Here is a 24,323-nt window from a genome sequence, read left to right on the forward strand (position 1 = left end):
CCCTACTCGGATGCGAGGAGCACGTCGGCGTCGAAGCAGGTGCGGGCGCCGGTGTGGCAGGCGGCGCCGACCTGGTCGACCCGGACGAGGACCGTGTCGGCGTCGCAGTCGAGCGCGACCGACTTGACGTGCTGGACGTGCCCGGAGGTGTCACCCTTGACCCAGTACTCCTGCCGGCTGCGGGACCAGTAGGTGCAGCGGCCGGTGGTGAGGGTGCGGTGCAGGGCCTCGTCGTCCATCCAGCCGAGCATCAGCACCTCGCCGGTGTCGTACTGCTGGGCGATGGCGGGGACCAGGCCGTGGGCGTCGCGCTTGAGGCGGGCGGCGATGGCCGGGTCGAGGTCGCTGGGGGTCCGGGGCGTGCTGCTCATGGCGCCATTGTGCCGTGACGCCGGAGTGTGTCCGGCGGGGCGTCCACTGGGCGGACGGCGCGGGGCGGTCGTACGCTGGCGGTCATGTCGACCCATGCCAAACGTGAACGGCTTCTGCTCGCTGATCTGTTGGAGGCCGCGGGACCGGACGCCCCGACGCTCTGCGAGGGCTGGCGGACGCGGGACCTCGCCGCCCATGTGGTGGTCCGGGAGCGGCGGCCGGACGCGGCGGCCGGGACGCTCGTCCCCGCGCTGAAGGAACGGCTCCAGCGGGTCCAGGACGAGTTCGCCGCGAAGCCGTACGAGGAGCTGGTCCAGCTCGTCCGCTCGGGTCCGCCGCGCTTCTCCCCGTTCACGATCAAGCAGGTGGACGAGGGCGCGAACGTCGTCGAGTTCTACGTCCACACGGAGGACGTGCGCCGGGCGCAGCCGGGCTGGTCGGCGCGGGAGCTGGACCCGGTCTTCTCGGACGCCCTGTGGTCCCGGCTGGAGAAGGGCGCCCGGCTGCTCGGCCGGAAGGCGCCGGTGGGCCTGGTGCTGCGCCGCCCGAACGGCCAGACGGTGGTCGCCCACCGCGGCACTCCGGTGGTGACCGTCTCCGGGGAGCCGGGCGAGCTGACGATGTACCTGTACGGGCGTACGGACGTGGCGAAGGTGGGTCTTGAGGGCGAGCCGGACGCGATCGAGCTGCTGAACACGACGAAGCAGCTGGGGATCTAGCCGGGAGCGGGGGAAGGGCACCTCGCGGTGTCCCTTCCCCCGGACGCTCCCGGGCGGTGGGACGGCTCAGCGGACCTCGTGGCCCGCTTCCCGCAGCGTCTCCTTGACCTGGCCGATCCGCAGGTCGCCGAAGTGGAAGACGGAGGCCGCGAGCACCGCGTCCGCGCCCGCCGCGACGGCCGGCGGGAAGTCGGCGAGCCGGCCGGCGCCGCCGGACGCGATCACCGGCACGGTCACGTGCTTGCGCACCGCCGCGATCATCTCGGTGTCGTAGCCGTCCTTCGTGCCGTCCGCGTCCATCGAGTTGAGCAGGATCTCGCCCGCGCCCAGCTCGGCGGCCCGGTGCGCCCATTCGACGGCGTCGATGCCGGTGCCCTTGCGGCCGCCGTGCGTCGTCACCTCGAAGGAGCCGGAGGGCGTCCGGCGCGCGTCCACGGACAGGACGAGGACCTGCCGGCCGAAGCGCTCCGCGATCTCCTGGATCAGCTCGGGGCGGGCGATGGCGGCCGTGTTGACGCCCACCTTGTCCGCGCCGGCCCGCAGCAGCCGGTCGACGTCCTCGGCCGACCGCACGCCGCCGCCGACGGTGAGCGGGATGAAGACCTGCTCGGCGGTGCGGCGCACCACGTCGTAGGTGGTCTCCCGGTTGCCGGAGGAGGCGGTGATGTCGAGGAAGGTCAGCTCGTCGGCGCCCTCGGCGTCGTACAGCTTGGCCATCTCGACCGGGTCGCCGGCGTCGCGCAGGTTCTGGAAGTTGACGCCCTTGACGACCCGGCCGTTGTCCACGTCCAGGCAGGGGATCACTCGTACGGCGAGGCTCATGCCGCATCACTCCTGTACGCCTCGACCTCGACCTCGACGACCAGGCGGGGGTCGACGAAGCCCGAGACGATGATCATGGAGGCGGCCGGGCGGACCGCGTCGAACAGCTCCTTGTGGGCGCGGCCCACCTCGTCCACGTCCCGCGCGTGGGTGATGTACATGCGGGTGCGGACGACGTCCTCGGCGCCGAGGCCCAGCTGCTTCAGGGCGTCGAGGGCGACGGCGAAGGAGTTGACGGTCTGCTCGTACGGGCCGCCGTCGGCGATCTGTCCTTCGACCACCGAGGTGCAGCCGGCGACGAGGACGGTGCCGTTGGGCAGCTCGACCGCGCGGGAGTAGCCGAACTGCTCCTCCCAGGGGGCGCCGGTGACGACCTTGCGCACGGAGTCGGTCATGCGGACGCCACCGCCTGAAGGGCCTCCTCCAGGGTGAACGCCTTCGCGTAGAGCGCCTTGCCGACGATCGCGCCCTCGACGCCCTGCGGCACGAGGCCGGCCAGGACGCGCAGGTCGTCCAGGGAGGAGACGCCGCCGGAGGCGACGACGGGCCTGTCGGTGGCCGCGCAGACGTTCTTCAGCAGCTCGACGTTGGGGCCGGTGAGGGTGCCGTCGCGGCCGATGTCGGTGACGACGTACCGGGCGCAGCCCTCGGAGTCGAGGCGGGCCAGGGTCTCGTAGAGGTCGCCGCCGTCGCGGGTCCAGCCGCGGCCCTTCAGGGTGGTGCCGCGCACGTCGAGGCCGACGGCGATCTTGTCCCCGTGCTCGGCGATGACCTTGGCGACCCACTCGGGGGTCTCCAGGGCGGCGGTGCCGAGGTTGACGCGGGTGCAGCCGGTGGCGAGGGCGGCGGCGAGCGAGGCGTCGTCGCGGATGCCGCCGGAGAGCTCCACCTTGATGTCCATGGCCTCGGTGACCTGGCGGACCAGCTCGCGGTTGTCGCCGGTGCCGAAGGCGGCGTCCAGGTCGACGAGGTGGAGCCACTCGGCGCCGGAGCGCTGCCAGGAGAGGGCGGCCTCCAGCGGGGAGCCGTAGGAGGTCTCGGTGCCGGACTCGCCGTGGACGAGGCGGACGGCCTGGCCGTCGCGGACGTCGACGGCGGGGAGGAGTTCGAGAGTGCTCACAGGGTTCCGATCCAGTTGGTGAGGAGCTGGGCGCCGGCGTCGCCGGACTTCTCGGGGTGGAACTGGGTGGCCCACAGGGCCCCGTTCTCCACGGCGGCGACGAAGGGCTCGCCGTGGGTGGCCCAGGTGACCTTGGGGGCGCGGATGTTCTTGTTGCCGACCTCCAGGGTCCACTCGCGCACCGCGTAGGAGTGCACGAAGTAGAAGCGGGCGTCGGCGTCGAGGCCGGCGAAGAGCTCGGTGTCGGCGGGCGCGTCGACCGTGTTCCACCCCATGTGGGGGACGACGGGGGCGTCCAGCGGCCCGACCGTGCCGGGCCACTCGTCGAGGCCCTCGGTCTCGACGCCGTGCTCGATGCCGCGCTCGAAGAGGATCTGCATGCCGACGCAGATGCCCATGACGGGGCGGCCGCCGGAGAGCCGGCGGCCGACGATCCAGTCGCCGCGGGCCTCCTTGAGCCCCTGCATGCAGGCGGAGAAGGCGCCGACGCCGGGGACGAGGAGCCCGTCGGCGTTCATCGCCGTGTCGTAGTCGCGGGTGATCTCGACGTCCGCGCCGACCCGGGCGAGGGCGCGCTCGGCGGAGCGCACGTTGCCGAAGCCGTAGTCGAAGACCACGACCTTCTTGCGCGGGCCGCCGGTGGGGGTGCTCGTCGTCATGACCACACGTCCAGACGGAGCACGCCGGCGGTGAGGCACATGGCGGCACCGACGGAGAGCAGCACGATGAGGCCCTTGGGCATCTGCTGCTTGACGAAGGAGTAGATGCCGCCGAGCAGGAAGAGACCGACGACGATCAGGATGGTGGAGAGACCGGTCACGGCTACAGCGCGCCCTTCGTGGAGGGGAGGATCCCGGCGGCGCGCGGGTCGTGCTCGGAGGCGTAGCGCAGGGCGCGGGCCAGCGCCTTGAACTGGCACTCCACGATGTGGTGGGCGTTGCGGCCGTACGGCACGTGGATGTGGAGCGCGATCTGCGCCTGGGCCACGAAGGACTCGAAGATGTGCCGGGTCATGGTGGTGTCGTACGAGCCGATCATCGGCGCCATGTTCTCGGGCTCGGTGTGCACGAGGTAGGGGCGGCCGGAGAGGTCGACGGTGACCTGGGCGAGGGACTCGTCCAGCGGGACCGTGCAGTTGCCGAAGCGGTAGATGCCGACCTTGTCGCCGAGGGCCTGCTTGAAGGCGGCGCCGAGGGCGAGGGCGGTGTCCTCGATGGTGTGGTGCGAGTCGATGTGGAGGTCGCCGTCCGTCTTCACGGTCAGGTCGAAGAGCCCGTGCCGGCCGAGCTGGTCGAGCATGTGGTCGTAGAAGCCGACCCCGGTCGACACGTCGACCTTTCCGGTGCCGTCGAGGTCGATCTCGACGACGACGGAGGTCTCCTTGGTGGTGCGCTCAACGCGGCCTACGCGGCTCATGCGCTCTGCTCCTTCTTCAGTTCACGGACCGCGTCGAGGAACGCGTCGTTCTCTTCGGGGGTGCCGGCGGTGACCCGCAGCCATCCCGGTACGCCGTTGTCCCGGACCAGGACGCCCCGGTCGAGGATGCTCCGCCATGCTTCGTGCGCGTCCGGGAAGCGGCCGAACTGGACGAAGTTGGCGTCGGACTCGGTGACCTCGTAGCCGATCGCGCGCAGCTCGGAGACGAGGCGGTCGCGCTCGGCCTTGAGCTGCTCGACGTACCCGAGGAGGGTGTCGGTGTGCTCCAGGGCGGCGAGCGCGGTGGCCTGGGTGACGGCGGAGAGGTGGTACGGGAGGCGGACCAGCTGCACGGCGTCGACCACGGCCGGGTGGGCGGCGAGGTAGCCGAGGCGGAGCCCGGCGGCGCCGAACGCCTTGGACATGGTCCGGGAGACCACGAGGTGCGGCCGGCCCTCCAGGAGGGGCAGCAGCGAGTCCCGGTGGCTGAACTCCACGTACGCCTCGTCCACCACGACCAGCGAGGGCCGGGCGGCCTGGGCGGCCTCGTACAGCCGCAGCACGACCTCGGCCTCGACGGCGGTGCCGGTGGGGTTGTTGGGCGAGGTGATGAAGACGACGTCGGGCGCGTGCTCGGCGATCGCGGCCTCGGCGGCCTCGACGTCGATGGTGAAGTCGTCCCTCCGCGGGCCGGAGATCCAGCCGGTGCCGGTGCCGCGGGCGATCAGGGCGTGCATCGAGTACGAGGGCTCGAAGCCGATCGCGGTGCGGCCGGGTCCGCCGAAGGTCTGGAGCAGCTGCTGGAGGACCTCGTTGGAGCCGTTGGCGGCCCACACGTTCTCCCTGGCCACCGGGTGCTTGCCGGTGCGGGTGAGGTAGCGGGCGAGCTCGGTGCGGAGCTCGACCGCGTCCCGGTCGGGGTAGCGGTTGAGGCCGCGGGCGGCCTCGGCGACCCGCTCCGCGATCCGGGCCACCAGGGGCTCGGGCAGCGGGTAGGGGTTCTCGTTGGTGTTGAGCTGGACGGGCACGTCGAGCTGGGGGGCGCCGTAGGGCGACTGGCCCTTCAGCTCCTCCCGGACGGGCAGGTCGTCGATGCGGATCTCGGTCACTGCTGGGGCACCTTCCAGCCGAACCTGGCCTTGATCGCGGCGCCGTGGGCCGGCAGGTCCTCGGCCTCGGCGAGGGTGACCACGTGGTGGGCCACGTCGGCGAGCGCGTCGCGGGTGTAGTCCACGATGTGCACCCCGCGCAGGAAGGACTGCACGGAGAGGCCCGAGGAGTGGCAGGCGCAGCCGCCGGTGGGCAGGACGTGGTTGGAGCCGGCGCAGTAGTCGCCGAGGGAGACCGGGGCCCAGGGGCCGACGAAGATCGCGCCCGCGTTGCGGACCCGGTCGGCGAGGGCGGCGGCGTCGGCGGTCTGGACCTCCAGGTGCTCGGCGCCGTAGGCGTCGACGACCTTGAGGCCGTCCTCCAGGTCGGTGACGAGGACGATCGCGGACTGCCGGCCGGCCAGGGCCGGGGCGATCCGGTCGTCGACGTGCTTGGCGGCGGCGACCTGGGTCTTCAGCTCGGCCTCGACGGCCCCGGCCAGCTCCTCGGAGTCGGTGACGAGGACGGAGGCGGCCATCGGGTCGTGCTCGGCCTGGCTGATGAGGTCGGCGGCGACGTGCACGGGGTCGGCGGTGGAGTCCGCGAGGACCGCGATCTCGGTCGGGCCGGCCTCCGCGTCGATGCCGATGCGGCCCTTGAGGAGGCGCTTGGCGGCGGCGACGTAGATGTTGCCGGGGCCGGTGACCAGGTCGACCGGGGCGCAGCCGGGCTCGCCGTCGGTGCCTTCGGTGCCGTAGGCGAACATGGCGACGGCCTGGGCGCCGCCGGCGGCGTAGACCTCGTCGACGCCGAGGAGGGCGCAGGCGGCGAGGATCGTCGGGTGCGGCAGGCCGCCGAACTCCTTCTGCGGCGGGGAGGAGACGGCGATGCCCTCGACGCCGGCCTCCTGGGCCGGGACGACGTTCATCACGACGGAGGACGGGTAGACGGCGCGGCCGCCCGGCACGTACAGGCCGACGCGGTCGACGGGGATCCACTTCTCGGTGACCGTGCCGCCGGGCACGACCTGGGTGGTGTGGGTGGTGCGGCGCTGCTCGCGGTGGACGAGGCGGGCGCGCCGGATGGACTCCTCCAGGGCCGCGCGGACGGCCGGGTCCAGCTCGTCGAGGGCGCGGGTGAGCGCCTCGGCGGGGACGCGCAGGCGCTCCAGGCGGACGCCGTCGAACTTCTCCCCGTAGTCGATCACCGCGGCCGCGCCATGATGCCTGACGTCCTCGCAGATCGGCCGCACCTTCTCCAGGGCGGCTTCCACGTCGAACTCGGCACGGGGCAGCAGGTCGCGCAGGGCGGAACCCTCGGGGAGGGCCTCGCCGCGCAGATCGATTCGAGAGATCACGGGTCAATTCTCTCAGACGCCCCAAGGGCCCGGACGCCCGTATCACTGGCTGATACGCGCCACGGTGGCGTCTCCTCGCCACTCCTGACCGTTAGCGTTCAGCCCGTCACACTGCGGGAAGAACGACTGTACGAATCCACGACTCCCGGTGAGCGGAGTGGTGGGAGCGCATCGGGGAGAGCGAGGGGGCGGCAGTGACCGAGCCGCACGAGGACGGGATGCCGGACGGTCTCACGGGCCCGGAGCGGGCCGTGTGGCAGGCGTTCCGGATCGGCAGGACCTGCGATCTGACGGAGGGGGTGCCGGAGCGGGACGACCCGTTCGGGGAGCTGCCGTGGGGGCCGGAGCGGAGCGTGCGCGCCGACGTGGTGGCGGCGCTGCTGCTCGACGCGCCGCCGGCGCGGTCGGGCCGGGTGGCGGCGCTGAAGCTGCGCGGGGTGCGGATCACCGGTGTGCTGGACCTGGCGGGCGGATCGATAGGGCCCTACGTGGAGCTGCACGGCTGTCGCTTCGACGGCGAGGTGCTGCTGCCCGAGGCGCGGTTCGGCACGCTGCGGATGGTGGGCTGCTCGCTCCCCCGCCTGGAGGCGGCCCGGCTGCACACGGAGGGTGATCTGCATCTGCCGCGCTGCCGGGTGGGGCGGGGCATCCGGCTGACGGACGCGCAGATCGGCACGGACCTGCTGATCAACCAGATCCAGGTGTGGCCGGACGGTCGCGGCCGGGCGATCACCGCGGACGGCCTGGTGGTGGCGCAGGACCTCCAGGCCGAGCTGATCGAGACGTACGGCGAGTTCAGCCTGCGCGGCGCGAAGGTCGGGGTGTCGCTCAGCCTGCGGGGCAGCGTGCTGCGCGCGGCCCAGCGCCGTCGCGCGCTGAACGCGCCGCAGCTGACCGTCGAGCGCACCCTGTACCTCAACGCGGCCTGGGTGTACGAGGACGGCGGCGGCTCCACGGCCACCCCGCCGTACGGTGTGGCGCCGGTCCGGGACGCCCGGCGCAAGCCGGTCGAGTTCCACGGCGGGGTGCGGCTGGACGACGGGCGGTTCGGGGACGCGGTGGACCTGAACCGCGCCCGCTTCCTGCTGAGCGGCGCGCGCCGGGAGGAGCTGTCGCTGCGCCGGATCGTCACCCCGGAGCTGAGGTTCAACGGCGAGCGTCCGGAGGAGGGCCGGGTGGTGCTGAACGGCGCGAAGGTGGTGACGCTGATCGACCTGTCCACCAGCTGGCCCGGTCCGGGCGGTCTGGCGATGAGCGGTTTCGTCTACGAGAACCTGGTGCCGTACGGCCACTTCCCGCTGGCCCGGCGGATCGAGTGGGTGGCGGCGGCGACCCCGGAGTACGCGCCGGAGCCGTACGAGCGGCTCGCGACCGTGCTGCGCAACAGCGGCGAGGACGCGGACGCCCGGGAGGTGCTGCTCGCCAAGCAGCGGCGCAGACGGGAGACCCTGCCGGTCGCGGGGAAGCTGTGGGGGTACGTCCAGGACTGGACGGTGGCGTACGGCTACCGGCCCGGCCGGGCGGCGCTGTGGATGGCGGTGCTGTGGGCGGCGGGCACGCTCGCCTTCTCACGGTACGAGCCGGTGCCGATCAAGGAGGGCGAGGGCCCGGCGTGGAACGGCACGCTGTACGCCCTGGACCTGCTGCTGCCGGTGATCACGCTCGGCCAGGACGGCTACTGGCGGCTGGAGGGCGGCTGGCAGTGGGCGGCGGCGGTGCTGATCCTGCTCGGCTGGATCCTGGCGACGACGGTGGCGGCGGGCGCGACCCGGCTGCTGCGGCGGGGCTGACCGACGGCGGGGAGCTGGTACGGGTGGGCGAGCCCGCGTGACCGCCGGGAGCTCGCACGGGTGGGCGAGCCCGCGTGACCGCCGGGAGCTCGCACGGGTGGGCGAGCCCGCGTGACGGCCGGGGGGAGACCGGGTGAGATCCGGGTGAAGGGAGACCGTCCTGGCGCCCCGGGGGGCTCCCCCGATGGGAAGATACGTCCTGCCATGTCCTTCCTCCGCGCCTTGGTCGGCGCCGTCCGTTCGGCCCGGCACGCCCCGCGTCTCGCCGCCGGGCTGACGCCGGACGACGACGTGTTGCTGGACGCCCCCGACGGGCGGCTCGCCCCGGCTCTGGTGGCGGCGGCGCTCGGCGATCCGGAGCCCGCCGCGAAGCTCCTCGCGACCACCCGGGACGCCGCGGAGTGGGAGGACCGGGACCGTTACGTACGACGGCTCGCGACCTTCGCGTACAGCCGCGGCGAGTGGCTGGAGCGGTGGGAGGAGGCCGCGCCGCGGGACCCCGACGCCCTGCTGGTGGCGGCGCAGCTCGCGGTGGGCCGGGCCTGGGAGTCGCCGGCCCGCGCCGAGCGGCTGCGCGAGCTGGACCCGGCGCTCCGGACGCTCACCGAGGAAGCAGGGCGCGACCCGGTGCCGTGGCGGCTCGCGCTGGACCACGCGCGCGGGGCGCACGCCGGGCACGCGGTCTTCGAGCGGCTGTGGGGTCAGGCCCTGCTCCGCTCCCCGCACCACTACGGCTGCCATGTCGCCGCGCTGAAGTACCTGTCGGCGCAGTGGTACGGCTCGCACCGGGCGGCCTTCGACTTCGCGGAGCAGGCGGCCGACGACGCGGCGCCGGACTCGCTGGTGCGGGCGCTGCCGGTGCGCGCCGCCTACGAGGGGCTGCGTCCGCTGCCGGGCTCCGGACGGGCCGGGACGGGGCCGGCGGTGGGCCAGGCGGCGCCCGCGGCGGACGGGAAGCGGATCGACCGGGCCGCGGACCGCGGCCTGGGGCTGTCGGCGGCGTTCGCGGCGGGCGACCCGTGGCCGGCCGAGGTGCGGAACCTTCTGGCGTACGTGCTGGTGGAGCGGGGCCGGTGGGAGGAGGCGCTGGCCGAGTTCGGCCGTACGGGGCCGTACGCCACCTCCTTCCCGTGGGCCCTCGGCGGCCATGATCCGCTGCGCCGGTTCCTGGCCACCCGGGACCGCGCGCGGGCCGAGCTGGCCCGTCGGACGCCGTTGTGGGGGCGGACCGGTGGAATCCCCGGACGGAGCGGTCCGCGCGGCCATTAGGCTTGGCCGCTGTGACCACCGCTCGCCTGCCTCTCTTTCCGCTCAACGCGGTGCTGTTCCCGGGCCTCGTGCTGCCGCTCAACGTCTTCGAGGAGCGGTATCGCGCCATGATGCGCGCCCTGCTCGACATCGACGCCTCCGAGCCGCGGCGGTTCGCCGTGGTCGCGATCCGGGACGGGCACGAGGTCGCGCCGACCGCGCCCGGCATGCCGGACCCGACCGCGCTGCCCGAGAAGGGCCCGGCCGCCGGCTTCGGACCGGATCCGCTCAGCAGCTTCCATCCGGTGGGGTGCGTGGCCGACGCGGCGAGCATCCGGCAGCGGGGGGACGGCTCGTACGAGGTGATGGTCACCGGCACCACCCGGGTGCGGCTGCGCTCGGTGGACGCGAGCGGGCCGTACCTGACCGCCGAGACCGAGGAGATCCCGGAGGCTCCGGGCGAGGAGGCGGAGGCGCTGGCCGAGGGGGTGCTGCGGGCCTTCCGCTCGTACCAGAAGCGGCTGGCGGGGGCGCGCGAGCGGTCGCTGACGACCGCCGAGCTGCCCGACGACCCGTCGGTGGTGTCGTATCTGGTCGCGGCGGCGACCATGGTGGACATCCCGACGAAGCAGCGGCTCCTGGAGGCACCGGACACCACGCTCCGGCTGCGCGACGAGCTGGCGCTGCTGCGCGCGGAGACGGCGGTGCTGCGGCACCTGCCGTCGCTTCCGGCGGTGGAGCTGACCCAGGCGCCCATGTACCCGAACTGACCGACCGAGGGAACCGAGGACGTCCCGGTGGCGAAGAAGAAGCAGAAGAGCGGCGGCGGCACCCCGGCGACGGTGGCGCTGGCCGCGGCGGGCACGGCGTACACCCTGCACGCGTACGAGCACGATCCGGCCACCCCCTCGTACGGCGAGGAGGCGGCGGAGGCGCTCGGCGTCACGCCCGACCGGGTCTTCAAAACTCTGGTGGCGGACGTCGACGGGGAGCTGACGGTCGCGGTGGTGCCGGTCGCCGGGCAGCTGGACCTGAAGGCGCTGGCGTCGGCGGTGGGCGGCAAGCGGGCCGTGATGGCGGACCCGGCGGCGGCCGAGCGGACCACCGGCTACGTCCGGGGCGGGATCTCCCCGCTGGGCCAGCGCAAGCGGCTGCGGACGGTGCTGGACGCGTCGGCGTCGGAGCACGGGACGATCTGTGTGTCGGCGGGCCGGCGGGGTCTCGAGGTCGAGCTCTCCCCCGCCGACCTGGCCGCGCTCACCTCGGCGGTTCTGGCCCCGATCGGCCGCGGCTGACCGGGGCGGTGTGACCGGGGCTCAGCGCTTGTAGGTGTCCCAGGGGCCGGGCTCCGGGTCGCGGGGGCCGAAGATCCCGGTCAGGACCAGGTGAACGATCATGGCGGCGAGCGGCCAGGCCAGCATCGCCGCGGCGCCCATCTGGAGCTTCAGCGGGGCGTCGAAGACGACCTCGGGGCCGACGGCCCTGGCGTGCGCGATCACGTCGGAGGTCGGCCCCAGCTTCGTCCCCAGCCACCAGGCGAGCAGCGAGCCGAGGACACCGCCGACGGCGAGCCCCAGGACGAGCGGGACGCCGCCCTTGCGCCGGGCGAGGAAGACGACGAGTCCGGCGACCGCGCCGAAGGCGAGGGCCAGGAGCACGAAGGTGCCGTCGGCGCCGATCGCCGCCTCTCCCTCGGAGTTCCGCAGGTAGACGCCCTCGCCGTCGGAGATCAGCTGGACCGAGGGCGCGAGCCACACCCAGAGCACGCCGAGCACGGCGCCCGCGAGCGCGGAGGCCGCCGTCACCACGAGCCCCTGGACGACCTCGGCCCCGGTGATCGGGTCACCGCCCGGGCCCTGGTGGGACGGGGGCGGCGGGGGCCACGCGGGATCGTGCGGCGGCGGCTGGGAGGGCGTCAGGGGTGCGGTCACCCCGCCATCGTGCCAGGTGTGCCTGTGGCCCGCCTCAGCGGACCGCGGCCCTGCGGTAGGCCCAGGTGGCGACGGCCAGCGAGAGGACGCCGACGGCGCCGCAGACGGCCAGGTCGAGGGCGACGGCGGCCCAGTCCGGGTGCCGGTCGAAGGCGCGGCCCAGGGCCTCGACGCCGTACGTGGAGGGCAGCAGGTCCCGCGCCCAGCCGATCGGCGCCGGCATCCGCTCGGCCGGCAGCACGCCGAGGAGCAGCGCCGCGGACATGCCGAGCTGGCCGAGGAGGGTGGCCAGTTCCTGGCGGGGGGCGAGCAGGCCGAGGGCGGCGCCGAGCCCGGAGAGGGCGGCGCCGGAGAGCGGGACGACGGCGGCGAGCAGCCACAGGTGCCCGAGCGGCAGCCCGAAGAGCACGGCGCCGGTGACGGCGGTGACGAGCGTGCCGGGGACGGTGAAGGAGGCGTACGCGGCGGCCGCGCCGAGCACCACGGCGGCGGGCGGCACGGGCAGGGTGGCGTAGTGGTCGAGTCCGCCGGTGGCCCGGAGCTGCCCGAAGTACTGGGCGAGCAGGTTGAGGGCGACGAAGGCGACGACGAGGACGGTGGAGCCGGCCACGACGGCGCGGGCCTCGGAACCGCCGTCGACGACCCCGCGCATCAGGATCATGATCCCGATGGACTGGAAGGTGGCGACGAAGAGCAGCGGGATGCGGGCGACCCGGGCCCGGGAGAGCTGCGCCTTGTAGACGGCGGCGAGGGAGGGCAGCAGCCGGGCGGTCGGGGCGAGGGGCGCGGCCTCCTCGGCGTCCCGGACCCGGGCGGCCGGCGCACCGGCCGACAGGGCCTCGGCGGGCAGGGTGCTCAACGCGGACAGCTCCTGGGGGTGACGTGCGGCACGTGGGGGATCACGCCGGTGGTACGGGAGGCGGGGTGCGTACGGAAGGGGGTCACGCCTTCACCAGCCCTTCGCGGGCGGCGCCGCCGAGGGCGAGGTAGACGTCCTCCAGGCTGGGCGTGGCGAGGGTGAAGTCGTCGAGGGCGGCGAAGGCGGCGCCGCCGGTGACGGCGGCGACGGCAGCGCGGGCCGCGTCGGGGGCGAGCCGCAGGACCCAGCGGCGGCCGGTCTCCTCGGCGGACGGGCGCAGGGCGGCGACCTCGGGGAGGTCGAGCGGGGCCGTGTCGCGCCAGACCAGCTCGACGCGGACCTCGCCGGCGACGCGCTCCTTCAGCCCGGCGGGGGTGTCGCAGGCGATCACCCGGCCGCGGTCGAGGACGGCGACCCGGTCGAGGACGGTCTCGGCCTCGATGACGTTGTGGGTGACGAGCAGGACGGTGGTGCCGTGGTCGGCGCGGCGGCGGTCGACGGCGGCCCAGACGGCGCGGCGGGCGACCGGGTCCATGCCGGTGGTGGGCTCGTCGAGGACGAGGACGGGGCGGTGGCCGACGAGGGCGGTGGCGAAGCAGGCGAGCCGGCGCTGGCCGCCGGAGAGCTTCTTGAGGGGGCGGCCGGCGAGCTCGGCGAGGCCCAGCTCGCCGAGGACGGCGTCCCGCTCGGCACGGGCCTGTGCGGCGGTGAGGCCGCGGAGCCTGCCGGTGGTCTCGGCGGCGAGGGCGACGGTCAGCTCGTCGAGGGCGGTGGACTCCTGGCCGAGGTAGGCGAGGAGGCGGGCGGCGCGCTCGGGGTGGCGGACGAGGTCGTGGCCGAGGAGCGTGACGGAGCCGGAGTCGGGGCGCATCAGTCCGGTCAGCTGGCGGACCAGGGTGGACTTGCCGGCTCCGTTGGGGCCGAGCAGGCCGAAGATCTCGCCGCCGCGCACGTCGAGGCTGATCCCGTCGGTGGCCCGCACCTCGGGGGTCGCCGGGGCTCGGCGCCCGCCGCGCGTGGCGGGGTACGTCTTGACCAGGTCCCGCACCGCGCACACCGTACTCACGGGGGAAGAGCCTACGGGGTCGCCGGCCCGGGTCCGGGCGCGGGGGCGTGTTCGGTGGCGGCGCGGACGTCGATCTCGCGCCAGAATCCGGCGCGGATGGCGTAGCGGTCGTGCTCGTCGATCTGGTCGTCCTTGTGCGCGAGGAGGCCGAACCGGGCGGCGTAGCGGAGGAGTTCGCCGTCGATGCGGTGCGGGATGCGGGGGTAGAGGACGGAGAGCCGCTGGACGTGGCTCTGCTCGGGGAGACGCTCCAGCCACCGGCGGGCGAACACCTGCCCGACCTCGAAGGGGTCGCCGCCGACGGTGGTGATGTCCTCCTCGCGGTCGGCCCAGCGCTGCTCGGCACTGGTGAGCAGGGCGAGGGTGGGCAGCGAGGCGGTCTCGGGCGGCTCGCCGAGGGTCGCGGGCCGTTCGACCCAGCCCCGGTCGGAGGACCAGCGCAGGGCGCTGGCCGGCTGGGGGGCGGGGGCCGGGGGGTGCGGGGCGGCGGCGGGGCGCAGTCCGGCGAGGTCCTTGGGGGTGGGCACGGCCCTGCCGGGGACAGGGGCCGGGGCGGCGGGGCCGTGGCCGTCGGCGGTGGGCCCCGGGGCTCCGTCGCCGGCGGTCCGCCCGTCGCGTACGGCCGCGGCCTCGGCGGCGGCTTCGGCGGCCCGCTCGGCGGAGGCGAGGGCGGCCTCGGGCAGGGGCGCGGAGAGGATGGCCGCGATCTCGGGACGGGGCACCGGCGGCGGGGCGCAGATGCCGGTGAGGTCCCTGGCGCGGACGGCCCGGGTGATCCAGGCGCGGTCGAGGACCCGGCGCTCGTCGGCCTCGGCGACCAGGTCCTCGGACTGGTTGTAGTCGCCGTCGGCGGCCTGGACGGCCCAGAGGTGGACGGCGACGCCGTGTTCCTTGGCGGACATGAGTCCCGGCAGCAGGTCGCCGTCGCCGGTGACGAGGACGATGTCGGTGCAGGCGCGGTTCCGGGCGAGTTCGGTGAGCTCGGTGTGCATGGCCGCGTCGACGCCCTTCTGCGCCCAGCGGCCGTCGCTGCGGGTCAGGGCGCCGAGCCGGACGGTGACCCGGGGCATCACGCGGAGCCGGCGGTGCTCGGGCTGGGGCACCCGGTCGGGCGCGCCGTCGAACCAGTAGATGCGCAGGAGCGGGAGGCCGGTCTCGATCTCGGCCCGTTCCCTGAGCTGCTGGATGAGTCCGGCGTGGTCCACGCTGATGCGGGAGCGGGCCGGTTCCCCGGCGAGCAGGCTGGCGGCGGCCCCCAGCAGATAGCCGGCGTCCACCAGAACGACGCATCGGTCCACGTGCTCCACCTTCTTTCGGATCTCGGCCGGACTCGGGATCTCAGGTGTTCCGGGTTTCCGTCGAGTCTGCCCGACCGCCCGGGGGTTGACCGCCGGAACTGGATCATCGGCGTGGCGGAGCGGCGGCCGGTCCGCGCCGAGGCCCCCCTCACCGACCGTAATGATCCAACATGCGGCGGTTTCTCCCGTATGTGAGTCTGACAGCGGCCCTGGCCCCTAGATCCCTTCGAGGAGGCATCATCCCCATGGCCAAGAACCGCAACCAGAACCGTCAGAAGCAGCAGTCGTCGCCGGCCGAGCGCGGTGCCCAGCAGGCGCAGCAGTCGTCGATGGAGTCCCAGGCCGAGAACCGTGCCTCCCAGGTCACGCCCGGCGACATGGCACGGAAGGGTCGTCAGAAGCGCTTCGGCCACAACTGACGCCCGGACGTACGGCAAAGGGGCGCGCCCGTGACGACGGGCGCGCCCCTTGCGCGTGTGCGGGACCGGATCGGACGGCCGCGGGTGCGGGGCCGGGTCAGCCGGCCAGGCAGGAGGGGCCGAGCAGCACCTTGAGGTCGCCGAAGAGGGCGGGGTCGGCCGTCACCCGGTGCCGGTCGAGCCGGAGCACGGTGGTGGAGCGGGGGCCCTGGAGCTTGATCCGCACCTCGGTGTTGCCCTTGTGGTGGCGGAGGATCTCGTCCAGGCGGCTCACCATCGGCGGGGTGACCTTGACGGTGGGGATGGTGAGGATCACCGGCGCGTTGGTCCCGGCGTTCGACACGTCGGGGACCATCAGCTCCATGGCGACGAGCCGGGGCACGTCCTCGCGCTTGTCGAGGCGGCCCTTCACGAAGACGACCGTGTCCTCCACCAGCTGGGTGGAGACCAGCTGGTAGGTGGCGGGGAAGAACATGCACTCGATGGAGCCGGCCAGGTCCTCGACGGTGGCGATGGCCCAGGCGTTGCCCTGCTTGGTCATCTTCCGCTGGAGGCCGGAGATGATGCCGCCGATGGTGACGACCGCGCCGTCGGAGTGCTCGCCGCCGGTGAGCTGGGCGATCGCCGCGTCCGTCTTGTCGGAGAGGATGTGCTCGATGCCGAAGAGCGGATGGTCGGAGACGTACAGGCCGAGCATCTCCCGCTCCTGGGCGAGCAGGTAGGACTTCTCCCACTCGACGTCGGAGAACTCGACGTCGAGGCCGAAGCCGGGCTCGTCGCTCGTCTCCTCGCCCATGCCGCCGAAGAGGTCGAACTGTCCCTCGGCCTCCTTGCGCTTGACCGCGACCACGTTGTCGATCATCGGCTCGTGGTGGGCGACCATGCCCTTGCGGGTGTGACCCATCTCGTCGAAGGCGCCGGCCTTGATCAGCGACTCGATGGTCCGCTTGTTGCAGACGACGGCCTCGACCTTGTCGAGGAAGTCGGGGAAGGAGGAGTACTTCCCCTTCGTCTTGCGCGACCTGATGATCGACTCGACGACGTTGGTGCCGACGTTCCGCACGGCGGAGAGACCGAAGAGGATGACGTCGTCGCCCTGGGCGGCGAAGTTCGACTCGGACTCGTTCACGTTCGGCGGGAGCACCTTGATGCCCATGCGGCGGCACTCGTTCAGGTAGACGGCGGACTTGTCCTTGTCGTCCTTGACCGAGGTCAGCAGGCCCGCCATGTACTCGGCGGGGTAGTTCGCCTTGAGGTAGGCGGTCCAGTAGGAGACCAGGCCGTACGCGGCGGAGTGCGCCTTGTTGAAGGCGTAGCCGGCGAAGGGGACCAGCACGTCCCAGAGCGCCTGGATGGCCTCGTCGCTGTAGCCGTTCTTCTTCGCGCCCTCCTGGAAGATGACGAAGTTCTTCGCCAGCTCCTCGGGCTTCTTCTTGCCCATGACGCGGCGGAGGATGTCGGCCTCGCCGAGCGAGTAGCCGGCGATGATCTGGGCGGCCTTCTGCACCTGCTCCTGGTAGACGATCAGGCCGTAGGTGACCGCGAGCACCTCTTCGAGCGGCTTCTCAAGCTCGGGGTGGATCGGGGTGATGTCCTGCTGCTTGTTCTTGCGCAGGGCGTAGTTCGTGTGCGAGTTCATGCCCATCGGGCCCGGCCGGTACAGGGCGGACACGGCGGAGATGTCTTCGAAGTTGTCGGGCTTCATCAGCCGCAGCAGGGACCGCATGGGGCCGCCGTCGAACTGGAAGACGCCGAGGGTGTCACCCCGGCAGAGCAGTTCGTACGTCTTGGGGTCGTCCAGCGGCAGGGCGAGCAGGTCGAGCTCGATGCCCTTGTTGGCCTTCACCATCTTGACGGCGTCGTCCATGATCGTGAGGTTCCTGAGGCCCAGGAAGTCCATCTTGATCAGGCCGAGCGACTCGCACTGGGGGTAGTCCCACTGCGTGATGGTCACGCCGTCCGTGTGGCGCACCCAGATGGGCGCGTGCTCGACGATGGGCTCGCTGGACATGATCACGCCGGCCGCGTGCACGCCCATCTGCCGGACCAGGCCCTCGACGCCCCGGGCGGTGTCGATGACCTTCTTGACGTCGGGCTCGTTCTCGTACATCGCGCGGATCTCGCCGGCCTCGCTGTACCGGGGGTGCGAGGGGTCGGTGATGCCGTTGAGGTCGATGCCCTTGCCGAGGACGTCGGCGGGCATGGCCTTGGTGAGCCGGTCGCCCATGGCGTAGGGGTAGCCGAGGACGCGCGCGGAGTCCTTGATGGCGTTCTTCGCCTTGATCTTGCCGTAGGTGCCGATCATGGCGACCTTGTCGGAGCCGTACTTCTCCGTCACGTACCGGATGACCTCGACGCGCCGGCGCTCGTCGAAGTCGATGTCGACATCGGGCATGGAGACGCGCTCGGGGTTGAGGAAGCGCTCGAAGATCAGTCCGTGCGGGATCGGGTCGAGGTCGGTGATGCCCATGGCGTACGCGACGATGGAACCGGCCGCGGAGCCTCGGCCGGGACCCACCGCGATGCCCTGTGCCTTCGCCCACATGATGAAGTCGGCGACCACGAGGAAGTAGCCGGGGAAGCCCATCGAGATGATCGTGTCCATCTCGTACTCGACCTGCTTCAGGCGGTCCTCCGGGATGCCGCCGGGGAACCGGCGGTGCATGCCCCGCATGGTCTCCTCGCGGAACCAGGTGACCTCGGTGAACCCCTCCGGGATCTCGAACTTCGGCATGAGGTTCTTCTCGACGAACATGCCGGTGGTGTCGATCTGCTCCGCGACCAGGAGCGTGTTGGCACAGCCCTCCTGCCAGGCGTCCGAGGAGTCGATGGCGTACATCTCGTCCGTGGACTTGAGGTAGTAGCCGGTGCCGTCGAAGCGGAAGCGGTCCGGGTCGGAGAGGTTCTTGCCGGTCTGGATGCAGAGCAGGGCGTCGTGCGCGGTCGACTCGTGCGCGTACGTGTAGTGCGAGTCGTTGGTGACCAGCGGCGGGATGCCGAGCTTCTTGCCGATCTCCAGGAGCCCGTCGCGGACCCGGCGCTCGATCTCGATGCCGTGGTCCATCAGCTCCAGGAAGTAGCGGTCCTTGCCGAAGATGTCCTGGTACTCGGAGGCCGCCTTCAGGGCCTCGTCGAACTGGCCGAGGCGCAGCCGGGTCTGGAGCTCTCCGGAGGGGCAGCCGGTGGAGGCGATGAGCCCCTCCGACCACTGCGAGATGGTCTCCTTGTCCATCCGGGGCCACTTCTGGAGCCAGCCCTCGGCGTAGGCGTCGGAGGAGAGCTTGAAGAGGTTGTGGAGCCCGGTGGAGTTCGCGGCCCAGATCGTCTTGTGGGTGTAGCCGCCGGAACCCGAGACGTCGTCCCGCTTCTGGTGCGGCTGGCCCCACTGGATCTTCCGCTTGTTCCGCCGGGACTCGGGGGCGACATACGCCTCGATGCCGATGATCGGCGTCACGCCCGCCTTCTTCGCCGAGTGGAAGAAGTCGTACGCGCCGTGCAGGTTGCCGTGGTCGGACATGGCGATGTGCGTCATGCCCATCTCGTTGCACGCGTTGAACATGTCCTTCAGCCGCGCGGCACCGTCCAGCAGGGAGTACTGGGTGTGGACGTGGAGGTGCGTGAAGGGCGGCTTGGTCACGGCGCGGGGTCTCCGTAGCGGTCACGGGGGTGGCTGGGGGGACCGTGGAAGTCTACGTCGCCGGAGTGACGATCGGCGGGCACTCGGGGCCGGGGTCACACGTTGAGCACCGTGGAACAGCTGTCCGTATTGTCGTGAACATTCTCGTGATACGCCCGCCACCAGGAGGCACGTCCGATGTCGGTCCCCCAGCCCACCGCCGCCGAGCGCGGTGAGCAGATCCTCGCCGTCTTCGACACCGCCTTCGGCGAGCTGCTCGCCGCCGACCCGGCGGCCTTCAGGGTCAAGTTCCGGAAGATGGCCGGATCCGCCTTCGCGTTCTACCGGGGCACCGCCTGCCTCTTCTACCGGGACCTGGAGCGGGAGGCCCACGGCGGTCCGTTCCTGGACGAGCGGACCGCCCGGGTGTGGATCCACGGCGACCTGCACGCGGAGAACTTCGGCACCTACATGGACGCCAACGGGCGCCTGGTCTTCAACGTCAACGATTTCGACGAGGCGTACGTGGGCCCCTACACCTGGGACCTCAAGCGGCTCGCCGCCTCCCTCGCCCTGATCGGCTACGCCAAGGCGCTGAGCGACGAGCAGATCACCCGTCTCGTCCGGATCTACGCGGCCGCCTACCGGGAGCGGATCCACCTCCTGGCCACGGGCGCCAAGGGCGACGAGGTGCCCGGCTTCACCCTGGAGACCGCGGACGGCGCCCTCCTGGCCGCCCTCCGCGAGGCCCGCGCGAGGACCCGTTTCGGACTCCTCGACTCCATGACCGCGATACGGGAGTACGAGCGCCGCTTCGCGTCCGGCGGCGGCGCGATCGAGCTGGACGCGGCGACCCGTCACAAGGTGCTGACGGCCTTCGACGGCTATCTGGAGACCCTGCCGGAGTCGAGCCTGCTCCGCCCCGACTCGTACCGGGTGAAGGACGTGGTCGGACGGCGCGGGATCGGCATCGGCTCGGCCGGCCTCCCCTCGTACAACGTCCTCCTGGAGGGGCACAGCGACGCCCTGGAGAACGACGTCGTGATCTATCTGAAGCAGGCGCAGACCCCGGCGGTCTCGCGGCACGTCACGGACCCGGAGGTGCGGGGCTACTTCCGGCACGAGGGGCACCGCACGGTGATCTCGCAGCGGGCGCTCCAGGCGCACGCCGACCCGTGGCTGGGATGGACCGAGCTGGACGGCGCCGGGCAGCTGGTGGCCGAGGTGTCGCCGTACGCGGTGGACCTGGACTGGTCGGACATCGACGACCCGGGGGACATCGCGGCGACCGTGGCCGACCTGGGGCGGGCGACCGCGACCATGCACGCGGCGGCGGACGAGTCGAGCGGCCACTCGCTCGTGCCGTTCTCCACGGAGCGGGCCATCGACGGGGCGATCGCGGCCGACGAGGAGGGCTTCACGGAGCTCCTGGTGGACTTCGCCCACGCGTACGGGGCACGCGCGCGCGCCGACCACCAGATCTTCGTGGACCTCTTCCGGAACGGCCGGATACCGGGCCTGTAGCCGGGGTCACAGGGCCGGGACATCGCACCTGTAGCCGGGGCCACAGCTTCTCCTTAGGGACCCCTTACGAGTTCCCGTGGCAGACTCGTCCGACGATGGACATGGCAGGGACGCGGCTGAGGGCGCTGCGGGCGGCGGTCTTCACGGCACTGGTCGTGACGCTGTCCGTGGCTTCCCATGTGCTGCTCTCGCAGATGCCGCTGCCGCTGGGCACGGTCGCGCCGGTCGCCGTCGGCGTCTTCGCCGTCGCGTACGCGCTGGCCGGCCGGGAGCGCGGCTTCGGCCCGATCGCGGGGCTGCTCGTCCCGCTGGAGCTGGCCGCCGACACGCTGTTCACCTCCGGGCAGGCGGTCTGTTACGGACCCGCCGGCGGGCCGGTCGCCGGCGCGCTGCGTTCCTTCGGCGTGGAGGTGCTGTGCGGCGGGGCCGTCGGCGCACCGCTGCCCGGGGTCGCGGTGCCGCGGGACGGCGCCGCGGCGGTGCTCGCCTCCTCCGATCCGGCGCTGCCGTGGCTGCTGCTGGGCGCCCACGTGCTGGTCGGCCTCTCCGCGGCCTGCTGGCTGCGCGGCGGGGAGCGGGCGCTGGCGCGGCTGCTGGGCGCGGTGGCGGCCTCGGCCTTCCGGCCGCTGGGACTGCTCGCGGCCCTGGTGGGCGCGGACCGTCCGGCGGTGCCGGGCCCGGTGCTTCCGGCGCCCCGGCCGCGCGCGTCCCGCACCCGGCTGCTCGTGCACTCCGTCGGACGGCGGGGACCGCCGCGGGGATCGCTCGCTCTCGTCTGAGAGCGCACGGCCCCGTCCAGTCCCCACCTTCCCTTACCTTCCGGAGATTCACGATCATGAGTGCACGCAACAACCAGGCCAACAAGGCTGCCGCCCGCGAGCGTCTGCGCGCGGAGCGCGAGCTCCAGGCGAAGAAGGACCGGACCCGCCGGCAGCTGATCGTCGGCGTCTCGGCGGTGGCGGTGCTCGCCGTCGCCGGCGGCATCGGCTACGCGGTCGTCCAGGCCAACCAGCCCACCGCGTGGGAGACCGCGGCCGACGCGAAGACGATCACGGCGCCGAAGAACACCGAGGGCGAGAACGGCACCACCGTCCTCATCGGCAAGGAGTCGGCGAAGAAGACCCTGGAGGTGTACGAGGACGCCCGCTGCCCGGTCTGCGCGACCTTCGAGCAGGGCGTCGGCCCGACCGTCGAGAAGGACGTCGAGGCGGGCAAGTACAAGCTCAAGTACATCGGCGCGACCTTCATCGACGACATGGCCCGGGGCGAGGGCTCGAAGAACGCCCTGTCGGCGCTGGGCGCGGCGCTCGACGTCAGCCCCGAGGCGTTCCTGAAGTACAAGTCGGCCCTCTACTCCGCGCAGTGGCACCCGGAGGAGAACGACGACAAGTTCGCGAAGGACTCCTACCTGCTGGAGGTCGCGGACACCGTCCCGGCGCTGAAGGGGAACGCCGCCTTCAAGAAGAACGTGGAGGGCGGCACCTTCGACGCCTGGGCGATGAAGATGTCGAAGACCTTCAGCGACAGCGGTGTGCGGGGCACGCCGACGCTGAAGATGGACGGCAAGGCCGTGACCGCCGAGGGTACGGAGAGCGCGCCGATGACGGCGGAGGCGTTCGACGCGGCGCTGAAGCAGGCGCTCGCCGGCTGACACCCCGTCCGCGTCCCCCGGCCCGCACGGGCCGGGGGACGGAGGGGCCACGGTCCTGCGGGACGGAGGGCCGGACAGGACGGCAGGGCGGGAGCGAGCAGCCGACGGGGACGGGAACGCCGACCGGCGCGGGCCGCCCGCGGGACATCGTCGTGAGCGGCGGGCGAAACCCCGGAGAACTTTCCGGATTCCGCCTGTCAACCTTTTGTACCCGTCAGTAATCTGACTGGCCGTGACCAGTCACTCCATATCTCCTGCCCCCACGCGGCGCACGGTCGTCAAGGCCGCCGCCGTCACCGCCGTCACCGCCCCCGCGCTGCTCGGCGCGGCCGCGCCGGCCTTCGCGGACGCCCCGGCGCCTGCCTTCCTGCACGGGGTCGCCTCGGGCGACCCGCTGCCCGACGGCGTCCTGCTCTGGACGCGTGTCACCCCCTCCCCCGAGGCCGTGCCCGGCTCCGGGCTCGGCGCGGACGTCCGCGTCGACTGGGAGGTGGCCGAGGACCGGGCCTTCACCCGGGTCGCCGCCTCGGGTTCGGCCACCACGGGGGCCGCCGCCGACCACACCGTCAAGGCCGATGTCCGCGGACTGCGCCCGGCCACCTCCTACTTCTTCCGCTTCACCGCCGGCACCGCCGTGTCGGCCACCGGCCGGACCCGCACCGCCCCGGCCGTCGACGCCGCGACACCGGGCGTCCGCTTCGGCGTGGTGTCCTGCGCCAACTACGAGGCCGGCCACTTCTCCGCCTACCGCCATCTCGCCGGGCGCGCCGACCTGGACGCGATCCTGCACCTGGGCGACTACATCTACGAGTACGCGAGCGGGGTCTACCCGAAGGCGGAGGACACGGTCCGGGCGCACGAGCCGCGCCACGAGATCGTCTCGCTGGCCGACTACCGGACCCGGCACGGCCGGTACAAGACGGACCCGGACCTCCAGGCGCTGCACGCGGCCCATCCGGTGGTGGCGATCTGGGACGACCACGAGTTCGCCAACGACGCCTGGACCGGCGGCGCCGAGAACCACTCCCCCGGCGCCGAGGGCGAGTGGGCGGCACGGGTCGCCGCCGCCAAGCGGGCCTACTTCGAGTGGATGCCGGTCCGCACCTCCACCGAGGGCACGGTCTTCCGCCGGATCCGCTTCGGCAGACTGGCCGATCTGCACCTGCTGGACCTGCGTTCCTTCCGCTCCGCCCAGGCGAAGACCGGCTCGGGCTCGGTCGACGACCCCGAGCGCACGCTCACGGGCCGCGCTCAGCTCGACTGGCTGAAGTCCGGTCTGGCCGGTTCGGACGCCGCCTGGCAGCTGGTCGGCACCTCGGTGATGATCTCTCCGGTCGCCTTCGGCTCGCTCCCGGCGCACCTGCTGAAGCCGCTCGCGGAGCTGCTCGGGCTGCCGGCCGAGGGCATCGCGGTCAACGTCGACCAGTGGGACGGCTACACCGACGACCGCAAGGAGCTGCTGGGGCATCTGACCTCCCGGGCGATCCGCAACACCGTCTTCCTGACCGGCGACATCCACATGGCGTGGGCCAACGACGTGCCGGCCAAGGCCGCCACGTACCCCTTCTCCGGCTCGGTGGCCACCGAGTTCGTGGTCACGTCGGTGACCTCGGACAACCTGGACGACCTGCTGAACGTGGCCCCGGGCACCCTGTCCGTGGTGGCCGCGGGAGCGGTGAAGGCGGCCAACCGGCACGTGAAGTGGGTGGACATGGACCACCACGGCTACGGCGTCCTCGACGTGACGGCCGAGCGCTCGCAGATGGACTACTACAGGGTCTCCGACAAGCGCGATCCGGCCGCGACGGCCGCCTGGGCGCGCTCCTACCGGACGCTCAGCGGTACGCAGCGTGTCGAGCGGGTGTACCAGCCGGTCGTCTGACCGTCGAATTCCAGCCATGATCCTTCGTGTTAACGGGAGATCACATGGCTACGGCGGGTGGTGGTTCCGAGGGTTCGAATCCGGACACACCACCCGCCTCTGGCGCGCCTTTCATTACGTCGGCGTCTCGAACTCCGGAAAGCA

24 protein-coding genes are annotated in these 24,323 nt (G+C 72.6%); 10 read left to right on the plus strand and 14 right to left on the minus strand.

Annotation, left to right across the window (positions count from 1 at the left end):
- Window positions 1–2: 2 nt before the first annotated feature.
- A complete protein-coding gene (gene hisI / locus ACFYT9_RS10275) occupies window positions 3–371 on the minus strand; it encodes a phosphoribosyl-AMP cyclohydrolase (RefSeq protein ID WP_376596553.1) in 369 nt (122 codons plus the stop codon).
- Between the two features lie 84 nt (window positions 372–455).
- On the opposite strand from hisI, the gene ACFYT9_RS10280 reads away from it, so the two are divergent.
- Complete coding sequence (locus tag ACFYT9_RS10280) at window positions 456–1,091, plus strand: TIGR03085 family metal-binding protein (RefSeq protein ID WP_376596555.1); 636 nt, start codon at window positions 456–458, stop codon at window positions 1,089–1,091.
- Between the two features lie 66 nt (window positions 1,092–1,157).
- On the opposite strand, the gene hisF is transcribed toward ACFYT9_RS10280, so the two are convergent.
- From hisF to hisD, 8 genes are read right to left on the minus strand one after another with little or no spacing between them, the layout of a single operon-like run.
- Complete coding sequence (gene hisF, locus ACFYT9_RS10285) at window positions 1,158–1,913, minus strand: imidazole glycerol phosphate synthase subunit HisF (RefSeq protein ID WP_376596557.1); 756 nt, start codon at window positions 1,911–1,913, stop codon at window positions 1,158–1,160.
- Window positions 1,910–2,308 (minus strand): RidA family protein, encoded by a 399-nt coding sequence (locus ACFYT9_RS10290; RefSeq protein WP_376596559.1) that lies wholly within the window; start codon window positions 2,306–2,308, stop codon window positions 1,910–1,912. The genes hisF and ACFYT9_RS10290 overlap by 4 nt, the downstream gene beginning before the upstream one ends.
- The gene (priA, locus tag ACFYT9_RS10295; protein ID WP_376596561.1) at window positions 2,305–3,033 is read right to left on the minus strand and encodes a bifunctional 1-(5-phosphoribosyl)-5-((5-phosphoribosylamino)methylideneamino)imidazole-4-carboxamide isomerase/phosphoribosylanthranilate isomerase PriA; all 729 of its coding nucleotides are present in this window, start codon (window positions 3,031–3,033) and stop codon (window positions 2,305–2,307) included. The genes ACFYT9_RS10290 and priA overlap by 4 nt, the downstream gene beginning before the upstream one ends.
- Complete coding sequence (gene hisH, locus ACFYT9_RS10300) at window positions 3,030–3,692, minus strand: imidazole glycerol phosphate synthase subunit HisH (RefSeq protein ID WP_387270738.1); 663 nt, start codon at window positions 3,690–3,692, stop codon at window positions 3,030–3,032. Before hisH ends, priA begins: the two co-directional genes overlap by 4 nt.
- The gene (locus ACFYT9_RS10305) at window positions 3,689–3,853 is read right to left on the minus strand and encodes a hypothetical protein (protein WP_360319419.1); all 165 of its coding nucleotides are present in this window, start codon (window positions 3,851–3,853) and stop codon (window positions 3,689–3,691) included. Before ACFYT9_RS10305 ends, hisH begins: the two co-directional genes overlap by 4 nt.
- Before the next feature lie 2 nt (window positions 3,854–3,855).
- The gene (hisB, locus tag ACFYT9_RS10310; RefSeq protein ID WP_376596565.1) at window positions 3,856–4,449 is read right to left on the minus strand and encodes an imidazoleglycerol-phosphate dehydratase HisB; all 594 of its coding nucleotides are present in this window, start codon (window positions 4,447–4,449) and stop codon (window positions 3,856–3,858) included.
- Window positions 4,446–5,558, minus strand: a complete 1,113-nt coding sequence (locus tag ACFYT9_RS10315; protein WP_376596567.1) for a histidinol-phosphate transaminase — start codon at window positions 5,556–5,558, stop codon at window positions 4,446–4,448. The genes hisB and ACFYT9_RS10315 overlap by 4 nt, the downstream gene beginning before the upstream one ends.
- Window positions 5,555–6,895 carry a histidinol dehydrogenase gene (gene hisD / locus ACFYT9_RS10320; RefSeq protein ID WP_389162158.1) on the minus strand — a complete coding sequence of 447 codons (1,341 nt, stop codon included), beginning with the start codon at window positions 6,893–6,895 and terminating at the stop codon, window positions 5,555–5,557. Before hisD ends, ACFYT9_RS10315 begins: the two co-directional genes overlap by 4 nt.
- Window positions 6,896–7,089: 194 nt before the next feature.
- Here hisD and ACFYT9_RS10325 point away from each other — a divergent pair, with 194 nt between their 5' ends.
- The 4 genes from ACFYT9_RS10325 to ybaK all read left to right on the plus strand — a co-directional run bounded on the left by ACFYT9_RS10325 (window position 7,090) and on the right by ybaK (window position 11,228).
- On the plus strand, window positions 7,090–8,685 hold the full coding sequence (locus ACFYT9_RS10325) for an oxidoreductase (RefSeq protein WP_376596571.1): 1,596 nt from the start codon (window positions 7,090–7,092) through the stop codon (window positions 8,683–8,685).
- A 204-nt stretch (window positions 8,686–8,889) separates the two neighbouring features.
- Complete coding sequence (locus tag ACFYT9_RS10330) at window positions 8,890–9,954, plus strand: hypothetical protein (RefSeq protein WP_376596573.1); 1,065 nt, start codon at window positions 8,890–8,892, stop codon at window positions 9,952–9,954.
- 11 nt (window positions 9,955–9,965) lie between these two features.
- On the plus strand, window positions 9,966–10,703 hold the full coding sequence (locus tag ACFYT9_RS10335) for an LON peptidase substrate-binding domain-containing protein (protein WP_376596575.1): 738 nt from the start codon (window positions 9,966–9,968) through the stop codon (window positions 10,701–10,703).
- A 27-nt stretch (window positions 10,704–10,730) separates the two neighbouring features.
- Window positions 10,731–11,228, plus strand: coding sequence for a Cys-tRNA(Pro) deacylase (ybaK, locus tag ACFYT9_RS10340; protein ID WP_376596577.1), 498 nt, complete (start codon window positions 10,731–10,733; stop codon window positions 11,226–11,228).
- A gap of 21 nt (window positions 11,229–11,249) precedes the next feature.
- Here the strand turns inward: ybaK and ACFYT9_RS10345 are convergent, their stop codons facing one another.
- The 4 genes from ACFYT9_RS10345 to ACFYT9_RS10360 form a co-directional block, all read right to left on the minus strand.
- Complete coding sequence (locus ACFYT9_RS10345) at window positions 11,250–11,864, minus strand: DUF2567 domain-containing protein (protein ID WP_387270742.1); 615 nt, start codon at window positions 11,862–11,864, stop codon at window positions 11,250–11,252.
- A gap of 34 nt (window positions 11,865–11,898) precedes the next feature.
- Window positions 11,899–12,723, minus strand: coding sequence for an ABC transporter permease (locus ACFYT9_RS10350; RefSeq protein ID WP_376596580.1), 825 nt, complete (start codon window positions 12,721–12,723; stop codon window positions 11,899–11,901).
- 82 nt (window positions 12,724–12,805) lie between these two features.
- Complete coding sequence (locus tag ACFYT9_RS10355) at window positions 12,806–13,780, minus strand: ABC transporter ATP-binding protein (protein ID WP_376596584.1); 975 nt, start codon at window positions 13,778–13,780, stop codon at window positions 12,806–12,808.
- A gap of 20 nt (window positions 13,781–13,800) precedes the next feature.
- The gene (locus tag ACFYT9_RS10360; RefSeq protein ID WP_389162162.1) at window positions 13,801–15,096 is read right to left on the minus strand and encodes an NYN domain-containing protein; all 1,296 of its coding nucleotides are present in this window, start codon (window positions 15,094–15,096) and stop codon (window positions 13,801–13,803) included.
- A gap of 236 nt (window positions 15,097–15,332) precedes the next feature.
- On the opposite strand from ACFYT9_RS10360, the gene ACFYT9_RS10365 reads away from it, so the two are divergent.
- A complete protein-coding gene (locus ACFYT9_RS10365; RefSeq protein ID WP_387270746.1) occupies window positions 15,333–15,506 on the plus strand; it encodes a hypothetical protein in 174 nt (57 codons plus the stop codon).
- Window positions 15,507–15,603: 97 nt separating this feature from the next.
- On the opposite strand, the gene dnaE is transcribed toward ACFYT9_RS10365, so the two are convergent.
- Window positions 15,604–19,143 carry a DNA polymerase III subunit alpha gene (gene dnaE / locus ACFYT9_RS10370; RefSeq protein WP_376603914.1) on the minus strand — a complete coding sequence of 1,180 codons (3,540 nt, stop codon included), beginning with the start codon at window positions 19,141–19,143 and terminating at the stop codon, window positions 15,604–15,606.
- Between the two features lie 177 nt (window positions 19,144–19,320).
- On the opposite strand from dnaE, the gene ACFYT9_RS10375 reads away from it, so the two are divergent.
- From ACFYT9_RS10375 to ACFYT9_RS10390, 4 genes are all read left to right on the plus strand, one after another.
- Complete coding sequence (locus tag ACFYT9_RS10375) at window positions 19,321–20,646, plus strand: DUF2252 domain-containing protein (RefSeq protein WP_389162164.1); 1,326 nt, start codon at window positions 19,321–19,323, stop codon at window positions 20,644–20,646.
- A 95-nt stretch (window positions 20,647–20,741) separates the two neighbouring features.
- Complete coding sequence (locus ACFYT9_RS10380; protein WP_389162165.1) at window positions 20,742–21,425, plus strand: hypothetical protein; 684 nt, start codon at window positions 20,742–20,744, stop codon at window positions 21,423–21,425.
- Between the two features lie 56 nt (window positions 21,426–21,481).
- Complete coding sequence (locus tag ACFYT9_RS10385; RefSeq protein ID WP_376606255.1) at window positions 21,482–22,297, plus strand: DsbA family protein; 816 nt, start codon at window positions 21,482–21,484, stop codon at window positions 22,295–22,297.
- A 232-nt stretch (window positions 22,298–22,529) separates the two neighbouring features.
- On the plus strand, window positions 22,530–24,179 hold the full coding sequence (locus ACFYT9_RS10390) for an alkaline phosphatase D family protein (RefSeq protein ID WP_387270755.1): 1,650 nt from the start codon (window positions 22,530–22,532) through the stop codon (window positions 24,177–24,179).
- The last annotated feature ends 144 nt before the right edge of the window (window positions 24,180–24,323 follow it).

Origin of the sequence: Streptomyces sp. NPDC004435, assembly GCF_042873895.1 — a bacterium.
In the GTDB taxonomy this organism is placed as follows: Bacteria; Actinomycetota; Actinomycetes; order Streptomycetales; family Streptomycetaceae; genus Streptomyces.

Excerpts from the sequence above, each read along its gene's own strand:
- hisF (WP_376596557.1), bottom strand. The coding sequence starts at position 1,913 with ATGAGCCTCGCCGTACGAGTGATCCCCTGCCTGGACGTGGACAACGGC.
- hisB (WP_376596565.1), bottom strand. The coding sequence starts at position 4,449 with ATGAGCCGCGTAGGCCGCGTTGAGCGCACCACCAAGGAGACCTCCGTC.
- ACFYT9_RS10385 (WP_376606255.1), top strand. The coding sequence starts at position 21,482 with ATGAGTGCACGCAACAACCAGGCCAACAAGGCTGCCGCCCGCGAGCGT.
- ACFYT9_RS10280 (WP_376596555.1), top strand. The coding sequence starts at position 456 with ATGTCGACCCATGCCAAACGTGAACGGCTTCTGCTCGCTGATCTGTTG.
- hisI (WP_376596553.1), bottom strand. The coding sequence starts at position 371 with ATGAGCAGCACGCCCCGGACCCCCAGCGACCTCGACCCGGCCATCGCC.
- ACFYT9_RS10330 (WP_376596573.1), top strand. The coding sequence starts at position 8,890 with ATGTCCTTCCTCCGCGCCTTGGTCGGCGCCGTCCGTTCGGCCCGGCAC.
- ACFYT9_RS10375 (WP_389162164.1), top strand. The coding sequence starts at position 19,321 with ATGTCGGTCCCCCAGCCCACCGCCGCCGAGCGCGGTGAGCAGATCCTC.
- hisH (WP_387270738.1), bottom strand. The coding sequence starts at position 3,692 with ATGACGACGAGCACCCCCACCGGCGGCCCGCGCAAGAAGGTCGTGGTC.
- ACFYT9_RS10365 (WP_387270746.1), top strand. The coding sequence starts at position 15,333 with ATGGCCAAGAACCGCAACCAGAACCGTCAGAAGCAGCAGTCGTCGCCG.
- ACFYT9_RS10290 (WP_376596559.1), bottom strand. The coding sequence starts at position 2,308 with ATGACCGACTCCGTGCGCAAGGTCGTCACCGGCGCCCCCTGGGAGGAG.
- ACFYT9_RS10380 (WP_389162165.1), top strand. The coding sequence starts at position 20,742 with ATGGACATGGCAGGGACGCGGCTGAGGGCGCTGCGGGCGGCGGTCTTC.